This window comes from Rhodococcus sp. Z6_132 (assembly GCF_058133635.1).
In genome coordinates, this window is sequence record NZ_JBYUNP010000003.1 from 699,500 (window position 1) to 715,200 (window position 15,701).

Below are 15,701 nucleotides of genomic sequence, written 5' to 3' on the forward strand. Positions count from 1 at the left end.
CTGTCTCGTGCGGGTGGGGCGGTGGTCAGTCCCTCGGGTCGAGAGGCTTGCCCGACAGTGCGCGGTGGTGCTCCTCGAGCCCCTCGCGCTCCGCCGCCTCCAGCGCCGCGGCCTCGTCGGCCGGGTCGGCGTAGAGGAAGCTGCCGCGGCCGGCCTCGCCGGCCGCACCCAGGGAGTTCATCTTCTTGGGCACGGTCGCGCCCTGGTACTCCAGCGGGATGGCGTGGCCGTGGGCGTCGACGCCACCCAGGGGCTGGTGCACCTCGACGAACTCACCGTGCGGCAGACGCTTGATCATGCCGGTCTCCACGCCGTGCTCCAGGACCTTGCGGTCGTCGCGCTGCAGGCCGATGCAGTAGCGGTAGGTCAGCCAGTACACGATCGGCGGAACCAGCAGGATGGCGGTGCGACCGATCCAGGTCATGGCGTTGAGCGAGATGTCGAAGTGGAACGCGATGATGTCGTTGCCACCGGACAGGGTGAGTACCACGTAGAACGCGATGGCCATGGCACCCAGGGAGGTGCGGATCGGGGCGTCCCGCGGTCGCTGCAGCAGGTTGTGCGGCGCGTCGTCCTTGGTCAGCTTGCGCTCGATGGCGGGGTAGGCGAACAGCGCGCCGATCACCGCACCGCACAGCAGGGCCACGAACACCGGCTGCGACACCGTGTAGTTGCCCAGGTACAGCTCCCAGGCGGGCAGGATGCGTGCCGCGCCGTCGGTGAAGCCCATGTACCAGTCGGGCTGCGAGCCGGCGGAGACCTGTGAGGGGTCGTAGGGCCCGAGGGTCCAGATCGGGTTGATCTGGAAGAGCCCGCTCATCAGGATCAGCACACCCATGGTGACGCCGAAGAAGCCACCGGCCTTCAGCGCGAACAGCGGCATGATCCGCACGCCCACGACGTTCTTCTCGGTGCGGCCGGCCGCGGGGAACTGGGTGTGCTTCTGGTACCAGACCAGTGCCAGGTGGGCGGCGATGAGGGCCAGCAGGATGCCCGGGATGAGCAGCACGTGGGCGATGTAGAAGCGGTCGATGATGATGGTGCCGGGGAACTCGCCGGCAAAGACCAGCCAGTGCATCCAGGTGCCGATCACCGGGAGGGACAGGATGATCGCCGAGGCGATCCGCAGGCCCGTGCCGGAGAGCAGGTCGTCGGGCAGGGAGTAGCCGGCGAAGCCCTCCACGATGCCCAGCAGCAGGAGGATCCCGCCGATCGTCCAGTTGGCCTCGCGGGGCTTGCGGTACCCGCCGGTGAAGAACACACGGAGCAGGTGGACCACCATGGACGCCACGAACAGCAGCGCGGCCCAGTGGTGCATCTGGCGCATGAACAGCCCGCCGCGCACCTCGAAGGAGATGTTCAGCGAGGTCTCGTACGCCCGGGACATCTCCACGCCACGCAGCGGCTCGTAGACACCGTCGTAGGTGACCTCGGCCATCGACGGGTCGAAGAACAGCGTCAGGTAGACGCCCGAGACCAGCAGGATGATGAAGCTGTACAGCGCCATCTCACCGAAGAGGAACGACCAGTGAGTGGGGAAGACCTTGTTGATCTGGCGCCGCATGCCGGCAGCCATGTGGTACCGGTCGTCCGACCAGGTGGCTGCGCCCTCACCGAGGGCGGCGAGCTTGCCCTTGGGGGCAGTGGTGGTTGTCATGACTTGCGCTCCCAGAAGGCCGGGCCGACCGCTTCGTTGAAGTTACCGTTCGCGACCAGGTAGCCCTCGCTGTTGACCGTGATGGGCAGCTGGGGCAGGGCGCGTGCCGCCGGGCCGAAGATCGGCTTCGCGTACTCCAGCACGTCGAACTGCGACTGGTGGCACGGGCACAGGATCAGGTTGTTCTGCTGCTCGTACAGCGACGTCGGGCAACCGAGGTGGGTGCAGATCTTGGAGTAGGCGTAGTAGTCGCCGTAGTTGTAGGTCTCCTGGCCCTTGCGCTTGACCACCTTGGCGGCGTCCTCGGGACGCAGGCGGATGAGCATGACCGGGTTGTCGGAGCCGCGCAGTGCGTGCAGCAGCGCCTCCTCGTCACCCCGCTCGGACTCGCGGAAGGGGAACACCGTCTCCATGGAGCCGGCGTCGAGGTCGCCGGCGCGGACCAGCGAGACGTCCTCGGAGTGACCGGTGGAGCGGCGCAGGTAGATGGTCTCGCCGTCCTTGGGAGTCCAGCCCGAGGTCCACAGCGCGGCCTCGGAGCCACCCTTCCAGGGGTTCTTGACCAGCCCGCCCAGCGGCATGATCGCCATGATGCCCAGCGCGCCGGCGCCGAAGCCCAGGCTCCGCTTGATCAGGCTGCGACGGCCGATGCCGATGGTGTCCGTGGAGTCCTGCAGCAGGGCCACGGTGGTCTTCTTGTCCAGCTCGCTGGAGCCGCCCAGGTGCCGCTGCTGGATCGCGGTCTCGTCCGGGACGAACTTCTTGGCGTAGGCGATGACGCCGACACCGAGCGCGAGGATGGCGACGCCCATGGTGAGGCCGAGCATCGGGGTGTACAGGGTGTAGAGGGTGTTCTTGTCGCTGCCGGCCGGCGCGTACTCCCACGGCCAGAACAGGTACACGGCGACGAACGCCAGCGCCGCGATGCCGGACAGGGCGAACCAGCTGGCGACGGACCGCTCGGCCCGCTTCTCCGCCTTGGTGCCCTTGACGGGCCAGCGGTCACGCCGGTGGGCGAGGACGACGTCGTCCTCGGCCAGCCCCAGCGTGACCAGCTCGTCGCGGCTCATGCCGGCGAGCTCTTCGTCCGTGGGCTGCGGCTTGCCCTGGTTGTCTCCGCCACTCATGCCCGTGCTCCGATCCACATCGCGGCACCCACGAGCGCACCGATTCCGATGACCCAGATGGCCAGTCCCTCAGAGACCGGCCCGATGCCGCCGAGGCCGTAGCCGCCCGGTGCGGGCGTCTCGGTCGACGACTTGACGTAGGCGATGATGTCGGCCTTCTCCTCGGCAGAGAGCTGCCGGTCGGAGAACTTCGGCATGTTCTGCGGGCCGGAGACCATCGCGGTGTAGATCTGCTGCTCGTTGGCCGGGTCCAGCGCGGGGGCGTACTGCCCGGAGGACAGCGCCCCGCCGCGGCCGGTGAAGTTGTGGCACGAGGCGCAGTTGAGGCGGAAGAGCTCGCCGCCGCGGGCGACGTCCTCGCCGCGCAGCGACTCCTGCGCGATGCTGCCGTCGGCGTTGCGCACGACCTCCGGGCCGCCACCGTTCTCCTGGATGTAGGCGGAGAGCTGGTCGATCTGCGCGGTGTCGTACTTGGCGGGCTTGCGAGCGGCCTGTGCCTCGGAGCGGACTGCCGGCATGCGGCCGGTGGAGACCTGGAAGTACACGGCCGCCTCGCCCACGCCGATCAGGCTGGGGCCGCGGTCCTGCACACCCTGCAGGTTCGCGCCGTGGCAGGTGATGCACGCGTTGTCGTAGAGCTGCTTGCCCTCACGAGCCTGCGCCGTCTGGTCCTGGGCGACCGCCACCTGCGGGGTGGGGGTGACCACCGAGGCGATGACACCGGCACCGACGAGGGCCAGCATCAGCACCACCAGTCCGGTGGCGCGGCGACGCAGCTTGCTGCGGCTCTTGCGTTGTATTCGCGAGCTGGTCGCGGTCGGTGAGGAGCTCATCGGGATCCCTTGTGATCGGGGACGGCTGGGGTCGCGGTCATCGGGCAGGACACGAGCGGTGCGGTGCGGAGAGCGGCCACGGGCTCAGCGCACGATGTAGATCGTGGCGAACAGGCCGATCCACACGATGTCGACGAAGTGCCAGTAGTAGGACACGACGATGGCCGCGGTGGCCTGAGCTGGCGTGAACTTGCTCATCCGGGTGCGCATCATCAGGAACACGAAGGCGACCAGTCCGCCGATCACGTGCAGGCCGTGGAAGCCGGTGGTGAGGTAGAAGACCGAGCCGTAGGAGCTGCTGGAGATCGACGTGCCGTGGTGCACCAGGTTCTTGAACTCGTTGGCCTGGCCCAGCACGAAGATGAGGCCCAGCACCAGCGTCACCATGTACCAGCGGCGCAGGCCGAACACGTCACCGCGCTCGGCGGCGAACACGCCCATCTGGCAGGTGAAGGAGGAAGCCACCAGGATGACCGTGAACACCAGGGCGTACGGAAGCTCTAGCTCCGTAGGCTCCGGCGGCCAACCCATGGCCGGGTCTGCCTGCGCACGTGCTGTGAAGTACATGGCAAACAGGCCGGCAAAGAACATCAGTTCGCTGGACAGCCAGACCACCGTGCCGACGCTGACCATGTTGGGTCGGTTCAGCGAGTGCACGCGTTGGGTGATGGCGGTCCCGGAGGTCCCTACTGAGCTCGTCACGAGCAGCAGTATGCCGCCTCAGCGCGGCCGCGGCGTCATGGGGTCGGGTGGTGTCGCGACTCAGGCGTGTGGCCTGTCCCGCTCGCCCTGCACACGGGCGGCAGGGCAGGGTGGACGGCATGGGTGCCTCAGTGGGTGGACGGGTGCGTCGGTGGGCCGCGGCGGTGGGCCTCGGCCGGGGTGCCACGCAGCGCCAGGAGCTTGATCCGGACCGAGCCGACCTGCTGGTGGTGGCGCGCGGCTTCGACGAGGTGCAGGCCTGCTCCACGGCTCTGGCGGAGTCGCCGCAGTGGCGAGCGGAGGAGCCCGCGGTGCTGCGCCACCACCTGCGGGTGCCCGCCGGGGCGGTGGCCGAGGCGGTGTCGATCGCCGCGCAGGACGGCTACGCGCCCGCGGCTGAGGTGACCGGTGAGCCGGGCGTGCTGGTGCTGCAGCGGGTGCAGCTGCTGGACGCCCTGCACTGCTCGCAGGAGCGCTCCCGGATGGTCGGGCTGGCCCAGCGCCTCGGCGGCGACGTGCTGGGCTGGGACGCGCTGCAAGCGCCCGCACAACCGTTGGGCGCCGTCGGCCGATAACATGCCTGGCACCCGTCCACCAGGAGGATTTGTGCCGATGAGCAGCCACGCGGACGCCCCCAGCCGCACCGTCCTGGTGTTCAGCCACCGCCCCCCGGTGCGCGAGGCGATCATCAGCGCGGTGGGCCGTCGTCCCGCCGCTGACCTGGGCCGGATCAGCTACGTCGAGGCGGGCACCATCGCCGAGGTCCTCCAGCACCTGGATGCGGGCACGGTGGACCTGGCGGTGCTCGACGGCGAGGCACAGCCCACCGGGGGCATCGGCCTGTGCCGCCAGCTCAAGCACGAGATCACCCACTGCCCGCCGGTGGTGGTGGCCGTGCGTCGTCAGGACGACCGCTGGCTGGCCACCTGGTCGCAGGCCGACGCCGTGCTGGTGCACCCGCTGGACCCGCTGACCGCTGCCGAGACCGTGGCCGAGGTGCTGCGCAGCTCCGGGCTGGCGGTCGTGCGCGGATGACCGACATCACCTGGCCGAGCCTGCTCGGTCGTGTCGTGGACGGCTGCGACCTGACGCCCGCCGACACCGCCTGGGCGATGGACGAGATCATGACCGGCGCCGCCACTCCCGCGCAGATCGCCGCCCTCGGCGTGGCCATGCGGGCCAAGGGGGAGACCGGGGCCGAGGTGTCCGGCATGGCCGACTCGATGCTGCGCCACGCCAAGCTGGTGGAGGTGGACCGCGACGCGGTGGACGTCGTGGGCACCGGTGGCGACCGCTCCAACACGGTGAACATCTCCACCATGGCCGCGCTGGTGGTGGCCGGCGCCGGCGTGGCGGTGGTCAAGCACGGCAACCGCGCCGCGTCGTCCAAGAGCGGCACCGCCGACGTCCTGGAGGCGCTCGGGGTGGCCATCGGGCTGGGGCCCACCGGCGTGAGCACCACGGTCAAGGAGCTGGGCATCGGCTTCTGCTTCGCGCCGGTCTACCACCCGGCGCTGCGCCACGCCGCCGGCCCGCGCCGCGAGATCGGCATCCCCACCGCGTTCAACGTGCTGGGCCCCCTGACCAACCCGGGCCGGCCCCGGGCCGGGCTGATCGGCTGCGCCTACGAGCACATGACCGGCCCGCTGGCCGACGTCTTCGCCAAGCGGGGCTCCTCGGTGCTGGTGGCCCGCGGCGACGACGGGCTGGACGAGCTGACCACCACCACCACGTCCACGGTGTGGGTGGTGCACGAGGGCTCGGTGACCAAGGAGGCGTTCGACCCCCACGACCTCGGACTGGCGCGGGTGCCGGTGGAGGCGCTGCGCGGCGGCGACGCCGCCGAGAACGCCGCGGTGGCCCGCGCGGTGCTGAAGGGCGAGACCGGCCCCGTGCGCGACGCGGTGCTGCTCAACGCCGCCGGTGCGCTGGCGGCGCACGCCGGGGTGCCGGTGGGTGGGCTGACCGAGGCGGTGGCAGCCCAGCTTCCGCGGGCGGCGGAGTCGATCGACAGCGGTGCCGCGGCGACCCTGCTGCGCCGGTGGGCGGTGCTGTCCACCCAGCTGGCCGGCTGAGGGCGGGCCAGCGGCTAGCTCGCGCCGATCTCGAAGCCGGAGTCGGCGTCCAGGCTGGAGTAGGACCGGAAGGCGATGTGGGTGCCGGTGCGCTGCACGCCCGGCACCTTGCTGATGTGCTCGGTGACGATCTCGGCGATCTGCTCGTGCTCCCGCACCCGCAGCAGCGCGATGAGGTCCACGTCGCCGGCGCACGAGTAGACCTCGGTGACGCCCGGGATGTCGGCGATCTGCTGGGCCACCTCCGGGATGCGGTCAGCTGCGGTGTGCACGAGAACGATGGCTGTGAGCACAGATCCTCCTGGGTAGGGCCGTGCCCGGAGTTTAGGGGCCGGCGCCCCGCTCACCAGTGCTGGGCCTGCAGCGGCTCCCGCGCCGCGGTCCGGGCCCGTACCGCCCACTCCGTCCAGCGTCCGGCACCCCAGGCGGGCTCGGCGTAGGGAGTGCTGGCGCGCACCAGGCGCACCCCGGGCTGCTCCAGCCACCGGGCCACCAGCCCCACCTCCTCGGCGGGGGCGCCGCGCAGCGGTCCGGGTCCGGGCAGCACCGTCTCGGCCGAGGCCACCAGGACGTCCACCACCGGTACCGGGTGCACTCCGCGCGGGGCGGTGCCCGCCGAGGCCAGCCGGCCGCAGCGCACCACCACCAGCTCCCAGCCGCCGCTGCCGTCCGGCCGCGCGGCCACCAGCTCGTCCACCGCGGCCAGGGCGGCCAGCCGCTGGGCCCGCCGGGTGGCGGCGATGAGCGCGGCGGCCTCGTCGCGGCGCTGGGCCGCGGACTCGAACCGGCACTGCGTGGAGAGCTCCTCCACCCCGGCCACCAGCGTGAGCAGCACCTGGGTGTCGCGACCGGCCACCGCCTCGGCGACCAGCCGCGGCCCGCGGGCGTAGTCGGTGGCCGACTGCAGCCCCGCGCAGGGCGCCGCGCAGCGGTTCATCTCGTGCAGCGCGCACGGGGTGGCGCTGGGAGAGCGCCGCGGGATGCGCTGCGAGCAGGGCCGCACCGCGCTGGCGTCGGCCAGCACCTGGGCGGCCTCCACCGCGGCCGAGCGGCGGGAGAACGGCCCCAGGGCCCCGTCCCGCGGGGTGCGCACCACGGACAGCCGCGGGAAGGCCTCGTCGGTGAGCGTCACCCACCACGCCTTGTGCGGGAACTTGGAGCGCCGGTTGTAGGGCGGGGCGTGGTGGGCCAGCAGCCGCAGCTCGCGCACCCCGGCCTCCAGCGCGTGCGCGCAGCTCACCGAGTCCACCCGGGTGGCCAGCGCCACCATCTCCTTGATCCGGGTGCGGGTCTCCGAGCCGGTGAAGTAGCTGCGCACCCGGCGCCGCAGGTCGGTGGCGGTGCCCACGTAGAGCACCTCCTCGCCCGGCCCGCGGAAGAGGTATACCCCCGGCTCGCTGGGCAGGTGCTCGGCCAGGCTGCGCTTGCGCCGCTGGGTCGGGGTGACCGCGGGCAGGAAGGTGACCAGCTCCTCGTAGCTGTGCACCCCCAGGTTGCCCACCCGCTCGAACAGCCGGTGCATCACCTCCACGGTGGCACGGGCGTCGTCGAGGGCGCGGTGGGTGGGCAGCGTCTCGGTGCCGAACAGCCCCGACAGCGCGGACAGCCGCACCGAGGGTGCCTCGTCGCGGGTGAGCACCCGGCGGGCCAGCTTCACCGTGCACAGCACCCGCGGGGCGGGCCAGGGCAGCCCCAGCCGCTCGCAGGCCGCCTTGAGGAAGCCCGTGTCGAAGGGGGCGTTGTGGGCCACCAGCACCGCGCCGGCGGCGAACTCCAGGAACGCGGGCAGCACGGCGGCGATGGTCGGGGCGTCGTGCACCATCGCCGAGGTGATGCCGGTGATCTGGCTGATCTGCGGCGGGATGCCGCGCTCGGGGTCGACCAGGGTGGCCAGCTCGCCGACCACCTCACCGCCGCGCACCTTCACCGCGCCGATCTCGGTGATCGCGTCCACGCCGGCCTTGCCGCCGGTGGTCTCCAGGTCCACCACCACGAAGGTGACCTCGCTCAGCGGGGTGCCCAGCTCGTCGAACGTCAGCTGCCGCTGGTTCGGCTGCACCAGCTGTGGAGAGCTCATGGGCGCGCACGCTAGGTCAGGCGACCGACACTTCCTGTGCCGGCGCCGCGACCTGCGGCGTTGCCCGGTGAATAGCATTGAGCGGTGACCGAAACCCTGCGCGACGCCGGGCCGGAGGAGCTGCCCGCCGCGGTGCTCGACCGGCTGGCCGACCTGGTCGACGCGGCGCTGCCCGCCATGCGCCCCGCCGACGTGCCCGCCGAGCTGCGACCACTGCTGCGGTTCACCCCGGCCAAGCGCCGACGCCTGGGCTCGCGGCAGATGGTGGCCGCGGTGCGGACCCAGCCCCGCTTCCGGGCGGCGGTGGTGGAGCAGCTGCGGGGCAGCACGGTCCACCAGCTGGACACCGCCTCCGCCGACCGGGTGGCCGCCGCCGCCAGCAGCCTGCTGCTGGGCGAGCCGGTGGCGGCCGAGCTGGTGGCGGAGGCGGGCGAGATCGACGAGCTGCGGGCGCTGCGGGCGGAGGTGGCGGTGCTGCGCGGGCGGCTGCTGAAGGCGGAGCGCACCCACGAGCGCCTGGCGGCCGAGCTGGCCCAGGCACGGGAGGCGACTGCCGCCGCCCCCGCCCCCGCGCTGGAGGAGGAGGTGACCCGGCTGCGCGCGCGGCTGCGCCAGCAGGGCCAGCGCCTGCGGGAGGCCCTGGACGCCGCCGCGGTCGCCTCGACCACCCAGCAGGGCCGCGCCCAGGGCGTGGCGGCCGAGCTGGAGCAGGTGCGCGCGGACTGGGCCCGCGACCAGGCGCGGCTGGCGGCCGAGCAGGCCAGGGCCGAGCGGGCCGAGCGCGAGCGCGACCAGGCGCGGCTGGCGGCGGGGGAGGCCCGCAACGCCGACGACGTGCGGCTGCGGCTGCTGCTGGACACCCTCACCGGGGTGAGCAAGGGCCTGCGCTCCGAGCTGGGCATCTACCCGCAGACCACCGCCCGCGGCGTGCTGCCGGCCGACCAGGTGGCCGCCGCCCTCGCTCGGCCGCGCACCCCCGGCCGGGTGCTGCCCGACGAGCGCGCGCTGGACCGGGCGCTGCGGCTGCCGGAGGTGCACCTGCTGGTGGACGGCTACAACGTGAGCAAGACCGGGTACCCGCAGCTGACGCTGATCGCCCAGCGCGACCGGCTGGTGCGCTCGCTGGCGCTGCTGGCCGCCCAGACCCGGGCGGAAGTCACCGTGGTGTTCGACGGCGCGGCGGTGGTCTCCGGCGGCGGGCACGTGTGGGCGCGCGGGGTGCGGGTGGTCTTCAGCGCCGACGGCGTGATCGCCGACGACGTCATCCGCGAGCTCACCGCCGCCGAGCCGGAGGGCCGGCCGGTGGTGGTGGCCAGCTCCGACCGGGAGGTGGCCGAGTCGGTGCGGGCGATGGGCGCGCACAGCGTCGCCTCGGACGTGCTCCTGGAGTGGCTGGCCCGCTGAGCACGGGTTCTTGTCGGTGCCCGCCCCTAGCGTCCGCGCCGAGGCCGGTCAGGAGCCACCCGACCGCTCGGCGAGATGGAGCAGGACCATGGTGATCGACTGCGACACGTGTGCGGTGCGCGACCTCGCGTGCGGAGACTGCGTGATCTCCGTGCTGCTGGGCCACCCCGGGCTCCCTGCGCCGGCCACGGCCACCACCGGGCTGCCCGCTCGCAGCGCGGTGGAGATCGGGGCCGAGGAGCAGCGGGCCATGGAGGTGCTGGCCGAGGCCGGCATGGTGCCCCGCCTGCGGCTGGTGCCCCAGGACCCGCCGCCGGCGCCGGACCGCCGCGCGGGCTGAGCCGCCTCGTGGAGGCAGCGGCGGCTCGCCCTGTCCCCCTAGGGTGGTCGGCATGGCAGACACCGAGCACGAGCCCCTCGAGCCCACTGAGCCGTCCGAGCAGGCCGCACCCACCGAGCCGACCGCACCCACCGAGCCGGCCGCGCCGGAAGCCCCGGTGCAGCCCGCCGGGGACCGGGAGCTCGACGTCGTCCTGTTCGGAGCCACCGGCTTCGTCGGCAAGCTCGTGGCCCGCTACCTGGCCGAGCACGCCCCGGCGGACCTGCGCGTGGGCCTGGCCGGTCGCTCCCTGCAGCGGCTGGAGTCGGCTCGCGCGGGGCTGGGCCCGGCCGCGCAGAGCTGGCCGCTGGTGGTGGCCGACGCGGCCGACGCCGACGCGGTGGGCCGGGTGGCCCAGGCCGCCCGGGTGGTCGCCACCACGGTGGGGCCCTACGCCAAGTACGGCCTGCCCCTGGTGCGCGCCTGCGCCGCCGCGGGCACCGACTACGTCGACCTCACCGGCGAGGTGCTCTTCGTCCGCGACAGCATGGCCGCCGCCCACGACGTGGCGGCGCGCACCGGTGCCCGCATCGTGCACTCCTGCGGCTTCGACTCCATCCCCTCCGACCTCGGTGTGCTCAGCCTGCACGAGCAGGTCCGCGCGGACGGCGCCGGCGAGCTCACCGACACCACGCTGGTGGTGAAGGCGGCCCGCGGCGGGTTCAGCGGCGGCACCATCGACTCGCTGCGCAACCAGGTGGACGTGGTGCGCACCGACCCGTCCCTGGCCGAGCACGTGGCCGACCCCTACGCGATGAGCCCCGACCGCGCCGCCGAGCCGCAGCTGGGCGAGGAGGCCGACCAGGCCTTCGTGCGCCGCGACCCCGAGGTGGGCGGCTGGACGGCCCCGTTCGTCATGGCGCAGTACAACACCCGGATCGTGCGGCGCAGCAACGCGCTGCAGGGCTGGGCCTACGGCCGCACGCTCCGCTACCGCGAGGTGATCGGCTGCGGCGACTCAGTGGTCTCACCCGGTGCTGCGCTGGCCATCGCCGGCGGCACCTGGGGTGCTGCGGCCGGGCTCATGTTCGGCCCCGCCCGCTGGGTGCTCGACCGGGTGCTGCCCAGCCCCGGCAGCGGCCCGTCCGAGCGAGCGCAGCGCAACGGCTACTTCCGGATGGAGGTGCACACCCGCACCACCACCGGTCGACGGTACGTGTGCACCGTCGCCGCGCAGGGTGATCCCGGTTACGCCGCGACCGCGATGATGATGGGGGAGAGCGCGCTGTGCCTGGCCCTGGACCGCGCGCAGCTGCCTGCAGCGGCGGGCGTGCTCACCCCGGCCAGCGCCATGGGGACCGCCCTGCTCGACAGGTTGCGCCGCGCCGGCATGACCTTCGACGTGGCGAGCCGCTGAGCGACGCCACCCACGTCTCGAAACGGTCACAGTAGACACGGGGGATGTCCATTCCGTAACCTGGCCGAGACCTTCCAGGGGTTAGCGGTCTCAAGAGGATTGCACTGGGGGTCACCGCCGAGTCGACCCGTCGGGGAGTCGAGCCGGGAACCCAGTTCTCCGGGGTGAATCAGCTCGCCGCCGTCACGGGCGACCGCGCTGTAGGGCTGTTTGTGTCCAGTCCGAACCCGTCAGCTAACTCGGTAGGCGGTTAACGGATACAAGGAGACTTCGCCCTGTGGCGTCCCTAGCTCGAGCTCGTACGGCCCGCACACGCACTGTTCGTGGCGTCCTCGCCGCCGGAATGGCCGCGGTGGCCATCGCCACGATGTCGGCCACCCCGGCCAGCGCCGACCCGGTGCTCCCCGACAACGCGACCCAGGCTGAGCAGGAGCTCGCCCGGCTGGGCCACGACGCCGAGGTGGTCAACGAGCAGCTCCTGGGCGCGCAGGTCGACCTGGACGCCAAGCAATCGCAGCGGGTCGACGCCGAGGCCCGGCTGGGTTCCGCGCAGGAGAGCCTCCGGGTGGCGCAGTCGGAGCAGGAGCAGTTCCGCGGCACCGTGGACGCCCTCACCTCCGCCTCCTACCAGGGCGCACGCCTGAACAAGCTGTCCGCGCTGATGATCAGCGAGTCGCCCCAGGACCTGCTCGACCAGATGTCGGGCCTGGACGTGCTGGCCGCGGACACCAACGACCGGGTGCAGAAGTTCTCCGCCGCCTCCGCCCAGGCCGCCACCGCCGCCACCGACGCGCGCTCGGCTGACGCCGCCGCCAAGGCCGCCGCCGACGCCGCCGCCCTGGTGCAGGCGGACCTGCGCAAGAAGCAGGACGAGCTGAGCACCCGGTCCACCGCGGTCCGCGCCAAGCTGGCCTCGCTCACCGAGGCCGAGCGGGTGCGCTACGCCGGTGCCATCGTCCCGGCGGGCTTCGTCTCCCCGGTTCCCACCACCCCCGTCACGCCGCCCGCGGAGGCTGCCAGCCAGCCCGCGGCTCCCGCTGCGGCCGTTCGCGGCGGGGCCGTCGCCCCGGCCGCTCCCGCGGTCGCCAGCACCCGGTCCGCCGGCTCGGGTCGTGGCGCCACCGCCCTGCAGGCGGCGATGAGCAAGCTCGGCTCGCCCTACGTCTACGGCGCCACCGGCCCCGGCTCCTTCGACTGCTCCGGGCTGACCCAGTGGGCCTTCCGCCAGGCCGGCACCGCCATCCCGCGCACCGCCGCAGCACAGGCCGGCGGCGGCACCCCGGTCTCCCGCGACCAGCTGCAGCCCGGCGACCTGGTGTTCTTCTACAGCCCGGTCTCGCACGTGGGCATCTACGCCGGCGGCGGCAACATGGTGCACGCCCCCACCGAGGGCCAGCCCGTCAAGGTCGCGCCGATGGGCAACATGCCCTACACCGGTGCTCGCCGCTACTGATCACTCCGCTGCACTGATCCGCGCGGGCCACCGGAACGGACACCCCGCCACGACGACGGGGTGTCCTAGGCTGGACCGATGAGCAGTCGTGCGCTGCCGCGCGTCCTGCTGGCGGCGCTCGTGCTCGTCCTGGTGATCACCGCGGCCGTCGTGGCCTTGCGGTCGGACACCCCAACGTCGCGGGACGCGGGAGTGTCCGGGCCCAGCACCACCGGTGCCCCACCGCTGACCACCACCGCCTCGCAGAACGCAGTGCCGCCCGCGGCGAGCCAGGCCGCGCGCAAGAAGGCGGTGCAACAGCTGCTCGACCAGTGGGCCGTCGCCGTGCGCAGCAACGACTCCGCGCTGCTGGCCACCCTGTTCGACACGGGTGCCGACGTCGGCTTCCCTGCCGCCGAGGCCCGCAGGGCCGCCAACCTCACCCAGGTGCCGCTGGCCGACTGGGGCTACGACATCACCGAGGAGGCGGTGCCCACCGTCGACCCCGCAGTGACCGCGCGGCTGGGCGCCGACGAGGTCTGGTCGCCACCGGTGGTGCTGCGCTACGCCATCGCCGGCGCGGACGCCGCCAGCACCACCCGCCCGGTGGGCGTGGTGCTGGCCCGCCGCGGGGACGTGTGGCGGCTGGTCAGCGACACCGCCGCCGACCGCTACGGCCGCAGCACCTGGCGCGGGCTGTGGGACTTCGGCCCGGTGATCGCCCGGGTGGTGCCCCAGGGAGTGGTGCTCGGTCACCCCAGCCGGGCCGCCGACCTCGACCTGCTGGCCAAGGAGCTCGGCCCGGCGGTCGCCGCGGTCACCGACTTCTGGGGGCCGGGCTGGCAGCAGCGCGCCGCGGTCTTCCTGCCAGACCACCAGGACGAGCTGCGCGCGCTGGTGGGCCCGGACTTCGCCGAGGGGGAGATTGCCGCAGTCTCCATCGCGGACAACATCGACCGCTCCGCGGGCACCGTCCGTGGCCAGCGAGTGGTGTTCAACCCGGCCACGCTGAGCCGGCTCACCCCGCTGTCGCGCCGGGTGGTGCTGCGCCACGAGCTCACCCACGTGGCCGCGCGGGCCGCCACCAGCGCCCAGGCCCCGGTGTGGCTGGCCGAGGGCTTCGCCGACTACGTCGGCTACCGGGCCAGTGGGGTCTCGCTGTCCGACGGCGCACCCGCCGTGGCCGCGGTGGTGCGCTCGGCGGGCCCACCGGACAGCCTGCCCGTGGACACCCAGTTCGCCACCACCACCAGCGGCGCCAAGGTGGAGCTGGCCTACCAGCTGTCGTGGTCGTTCGCGGTGTTCCTGGCCGCCACCCGGGGCGAGGACGCGCTGCGCGGGGTGTACCTCGCCGTCGCTGCACTACCCGCTCCCTCCACCGCGGAGATCGACGCCGCGGTGCAGCCGGTGCTCGGCGTCTCGCTCGGCGCCCTGCTGGTCGAGTGGGGCCGCTGGCTGCAGCAGGCGCTGGACTAGCCTGCTCAGGATGCGCCGGACACTCGTGGTGACCAACGACTTTCCCCCACGACCGGGCGGCATCCAGTCCTACCTGCACACCTTCGCCCAGCACCTGCCCGCCGACGAGCTGGTGGTCTACGCCCCGTCCTGGCGGGGCGACTCGCACGTGCGCTTCGACGCCGAGCAGCCCTTCGAGGTGGTGCGCCACCCCGGGACGCTGATGCTGCCCACCCCCGACGTGCTGGCTCGGGCTCGCCGGCTGCTGGTGGACCGGCAGTGCTCGGCGGTGTGGTTCGGCGCGGCGGCCCCGCTGGCGCTGCTCGGCCCGGCGCTGCGCTCGGCTGGCGCCGAGCGGGTGCTGGCCAGCACGCACGGCCACGAGGTGGGCTGGTCGATGCTGCCCGCTGCCCGCAGCGCCCTGCGCCGCATCGGCGACAGCGCCGACGTCGTCACCTACGTCAGCCGCTACACCCGCGGGCGCTTCGCCTCGGCGTTCGGTCCCCGCGCCGCGCTGGAGCACCTGCCCTCCGGCGTGGACACCACCGTGTTCCAGCCCGACCCGGCCGCGCGCGCCGAGCTCCGCGCCCGCTACGGGCTGGGGGAGCGCCCGGTGGTGGTGTGCGTGTCCCGGATGGTGCCGCGCAAGGGGCAGGACATGCTGATCCGCGCGCTGCCCCAGATCCAGCGGCAGGTGCCCGGCGCCGCCCTGGTGCTGGTGGGCGGCGGCCCCTACTCCGACACCCTGCACAAGCTGGCCGCCGCCACCGGGGTGGCCCAGGACGTGGTGTTCACCGGGGGAGTGCCCGCCGACGAGCTGGCCGCCCACCACACCTTCGGCGACGTCTTCGCCATGCCCTGCCGCACCCGCGGCGCGGGGCTGGACGTGGAGGGGCTGGGCATCGTGTACCTGGAGGCCTCCGCCTCGGGGCTGCCGGTGGTGGCCGGACGCTCCGGCGGTGCCCCGGAGACGGTGCTGGACGGACAGACCGGGCGGGTGGTGGACGGGCGCGACGTGGACGAGCTGGCCCGCGCCGTCGGCGGACTGCTGGCCGACCCCGACCTCGCCGCGCGGATGGGGGCGGCCGGGCGCACCTGGGCGGCGGAGCACTGGCGCTGGGACCGGCTGTCCCAGCGGCTGCGCACCCTCATCGACGGCTGAGCCCACCGCGCCAGGGGACAGCGGCCCCGGGACAGGCACAG

General features: G+C 73.3%; 15 protein-coding genes and 1 riboswitch. Of the genes, 9 read left to right on the forward strand and 6 right to left on the reverse strand.

The window, feature by feature from the left end; translation table 11 throughout:
* Window positions 1-25: 25 nt before the first annotated feature.
* The 4 genes from qcrB to ctaE all read right to left on the reverse strand — a co-directional run bounded on the left by qcrB (window position 26) and on the right by ctaE (window position 4,319).
* On the reverse strand, window positions 26-1,657 hold the full coding sequence (gene qcrB, locus AC3YO9_RS16495; RefSeq protein ID WP_489983931.1) for a cytochrome bc1 complex cytochrome b subunit: 1,632 nt from the start codon (window positions 1,655-1,657) through the stop codon (window positions 26-28).
* Window positions 1,654-2,784 carry a cytochrome bc1 complex Rieske iron-sulfur subunit gene (gene qcrA / locus AC3YO9_RS16500; protein WP_489983932.1) on the reverse strand — a complete coding sequence of 377 codons (1,131 nt, stop codon included), beginning with the start codon at window positions 2,782-2,784 and terminating at the stop codon, window positions 1,654-1,656. Before qcrA ends, qcrB begins: the two co-directional genes overlap by 4 nt.
* Window positions 2,781-3,617 (reverse strand): cytochrome bc1 complex diheme cytochrome c subunit, encoded by an 837-nt coding sequence (qcrC, locus tag AC3YO9_RS16505; RefSeq protein ID WP_127782457.1) that lies wholly within the window; start codon window positions 3,615-3,617, stop codon window positions 2,781-2,783. The genes qcrA and qcrC overlap by 4 nt, the downstream gene beginning before the upstream one ends.
* Window positions 3,618-3,701: 84 nt before the next feature.
* Window positions 3,702-4,319, reverse strand: coding sequence for an aa3-type cytochrome oxidase subunit III (gene ctaE, locus AC3YO9_RS16510; RefSeq protein WP_127782458.1), 618 nt, complete (start codon window positions 4,317-4,319; stop codon window positions 3,702-3,704).
* A 119-nt stretch (window positions 4,320-4,438) separates the two neighbouring features.
* On the opposite strand from ctaE, the gene AC3YO9_RS16515 reads away from it, so the two are divergent.
* Genes AC3YO9_RS16515 through trpD form a run of 3 tightly spaced genes read left to right on the forward strand, consistent with a single transcriptional unit; the run spans window position 4,439 to window position 6,394 of the window.
* On the forward strand, window positions 4,439-4,894 hold the full coding sequence (locus AC3YO9_RS16515; RefSeq protein WP_489983933.1) for a hypothetical protein: 456 nt from the start codon (window positions 4,439-4,441) through the stop codon (window positions 4,892-4,894).
* A 37-nt stretch (window positions 4,895-4,931) separates the two neighbouring features.
* Window positions 4,932-5,354 carry a response regulator gene (locus tag AC3YO9_RS16520; protein ID WP_127782459.1) on the forward strand — a complete coding sequence of 141 codons (423 nt, stop codon included), beginning with the start codon at window positions 4,932-4,934 and terminating at the stop codon, window positions 5,352-5,354.
* Window positions 5,351-6,394 (forward strand): anthranilate phosphoribosyltransferase, encoded by a 1,044-nt coding sequence (trpD, locus tag AC3YO9_RS16525; protein WP_489983934.1) that lies wholly within the window; start codon window positions 5,351-5,353, stop codon window positions 6,392-6,394. The genes AC3YO9_RS16520 and trpD overlap by 4 nt, the downstream gene beginning before the upstream one ends.
* A gap of 14 nt (window positions 6,395-6,408) precedes the next feature.
* On the opposite strand, the gene AC3YO9_RS16530 is transcribed toward trpD, so the two are convergent.
* Both AC3YO9_RS16530 and AC3YO9_RS16535 read right to left on the reverse strand, forming a co-directional pair.
* Window positions 6,409-6,687, reverse strand: coding sequence for an Lrp/AsnC family transcriptional regulator (locus AC3YO9_RS16530; RefSeq protein ID WP_127782461.1), 279 nt, complete (start codon window positions 6,685-6,687; stop codon window positions 6,409-6,411).
* Between the two features lie 50 nt (window positions 6,688-6,737).
* A complete protein-coding gene (locus AC3YO9_RS16535; RefSeq protein WP_489983935.1) occupies window positions 6,738-8,471 on the reverse strand; it encodes a DEDD exonuclease domain-containing protein in 1,734 nt (577 codons plus the stop codon).
* A gap of 84 nt (window positions 8,472-8,555) precedes the next feature.
* Between AC3YO9_RS16535 and AC3YO9_RS16540 the strand changes: the two genes are divergently transcribed.
* The 6 genes from AC3YO9_RS16540 (at window position 8,556) to AC3YO9_RS16565 (ending at window position 15,660) form a co-directional block, all read left to right on the forward strand.
* Window positions 8,556-9,875, forward strand: a complete 1,320-nt coding sequence (locus AC3YO9_RS16540; protein WP_489983936.1) for an NYN domain-containing protein — start codon at window positions 8,556-8,558, stop codon at window positions 9,873-9,875.
* Window positions 9,876-9,963: 88 nt separating this feature from the next.
* Complete coding sequence (locus AC3YO9_RS16545) at window positions 9,964-10,215, forward strand: hypothetical protein (protein ID WP_127782463.1); 252 nt, start codon at window positions 9,964-9,966, stop codon at window positions 10,213-10,215.
* 52 nt (window positions 10,216-10,267) lie between these two features.
* A complete protein-coding gene (locus AC3YO9_RS16550; RefSeq protein WP_489983937.1) occupies window positions 10,268-11,611 on the forward strand; it encodes a saccharopine dehydrogenase family protein in 1,344 nt (447 codons plus the stop codon).
* Window positions 11,612-11,716: 105 nt separating this feature from the next.
* Window positions 11,717-11,875: riboswitch (cyclic di-AMP (ydaO/yuaA leader) on the forward strand.
* 88 nt (window positions 11,876-11,963) lie between these two features.
* Window positions 11,964-13,064 (forward strand): NlpC/P60 family protein, encoded by a 1,101-nt coding sequence (locus AC3YO9_RS16555; RefSeq protein WP_489983938.1) that lies wholly within the window; start codon window positions 11,964-11,966, stop codon window positions 13,062-13,064.
* 78 nt (window positions 13,065-13,142) lie between these two features.
* Window positions 13,143-14,519, forward strand: coding sequence for a hypothetical protein (locus tag AC3YO9_RS16560; RefSeq protein WP_489983939.1), 1,377 nt, complete (start codon window positions 13,143-13,145; stop codon window positions 14,517-14,519).
* 10 nt (window positions 14,520-14,529) lie between these two features.
* Window positions 14,530-15,660 (forward strand): glycosyltransferase family 4 protein, encoded by a 1,131-nt coding sequence (locus AC3YO9_RS16565; protein ID WP_489983940.1) that lies wholly within the window; start codon window positions 14,530-14,532, stop codon window positions 15,658-15,660.
* Window positions 15,661-15,701 lie beyond the last annotated feature (41 nt).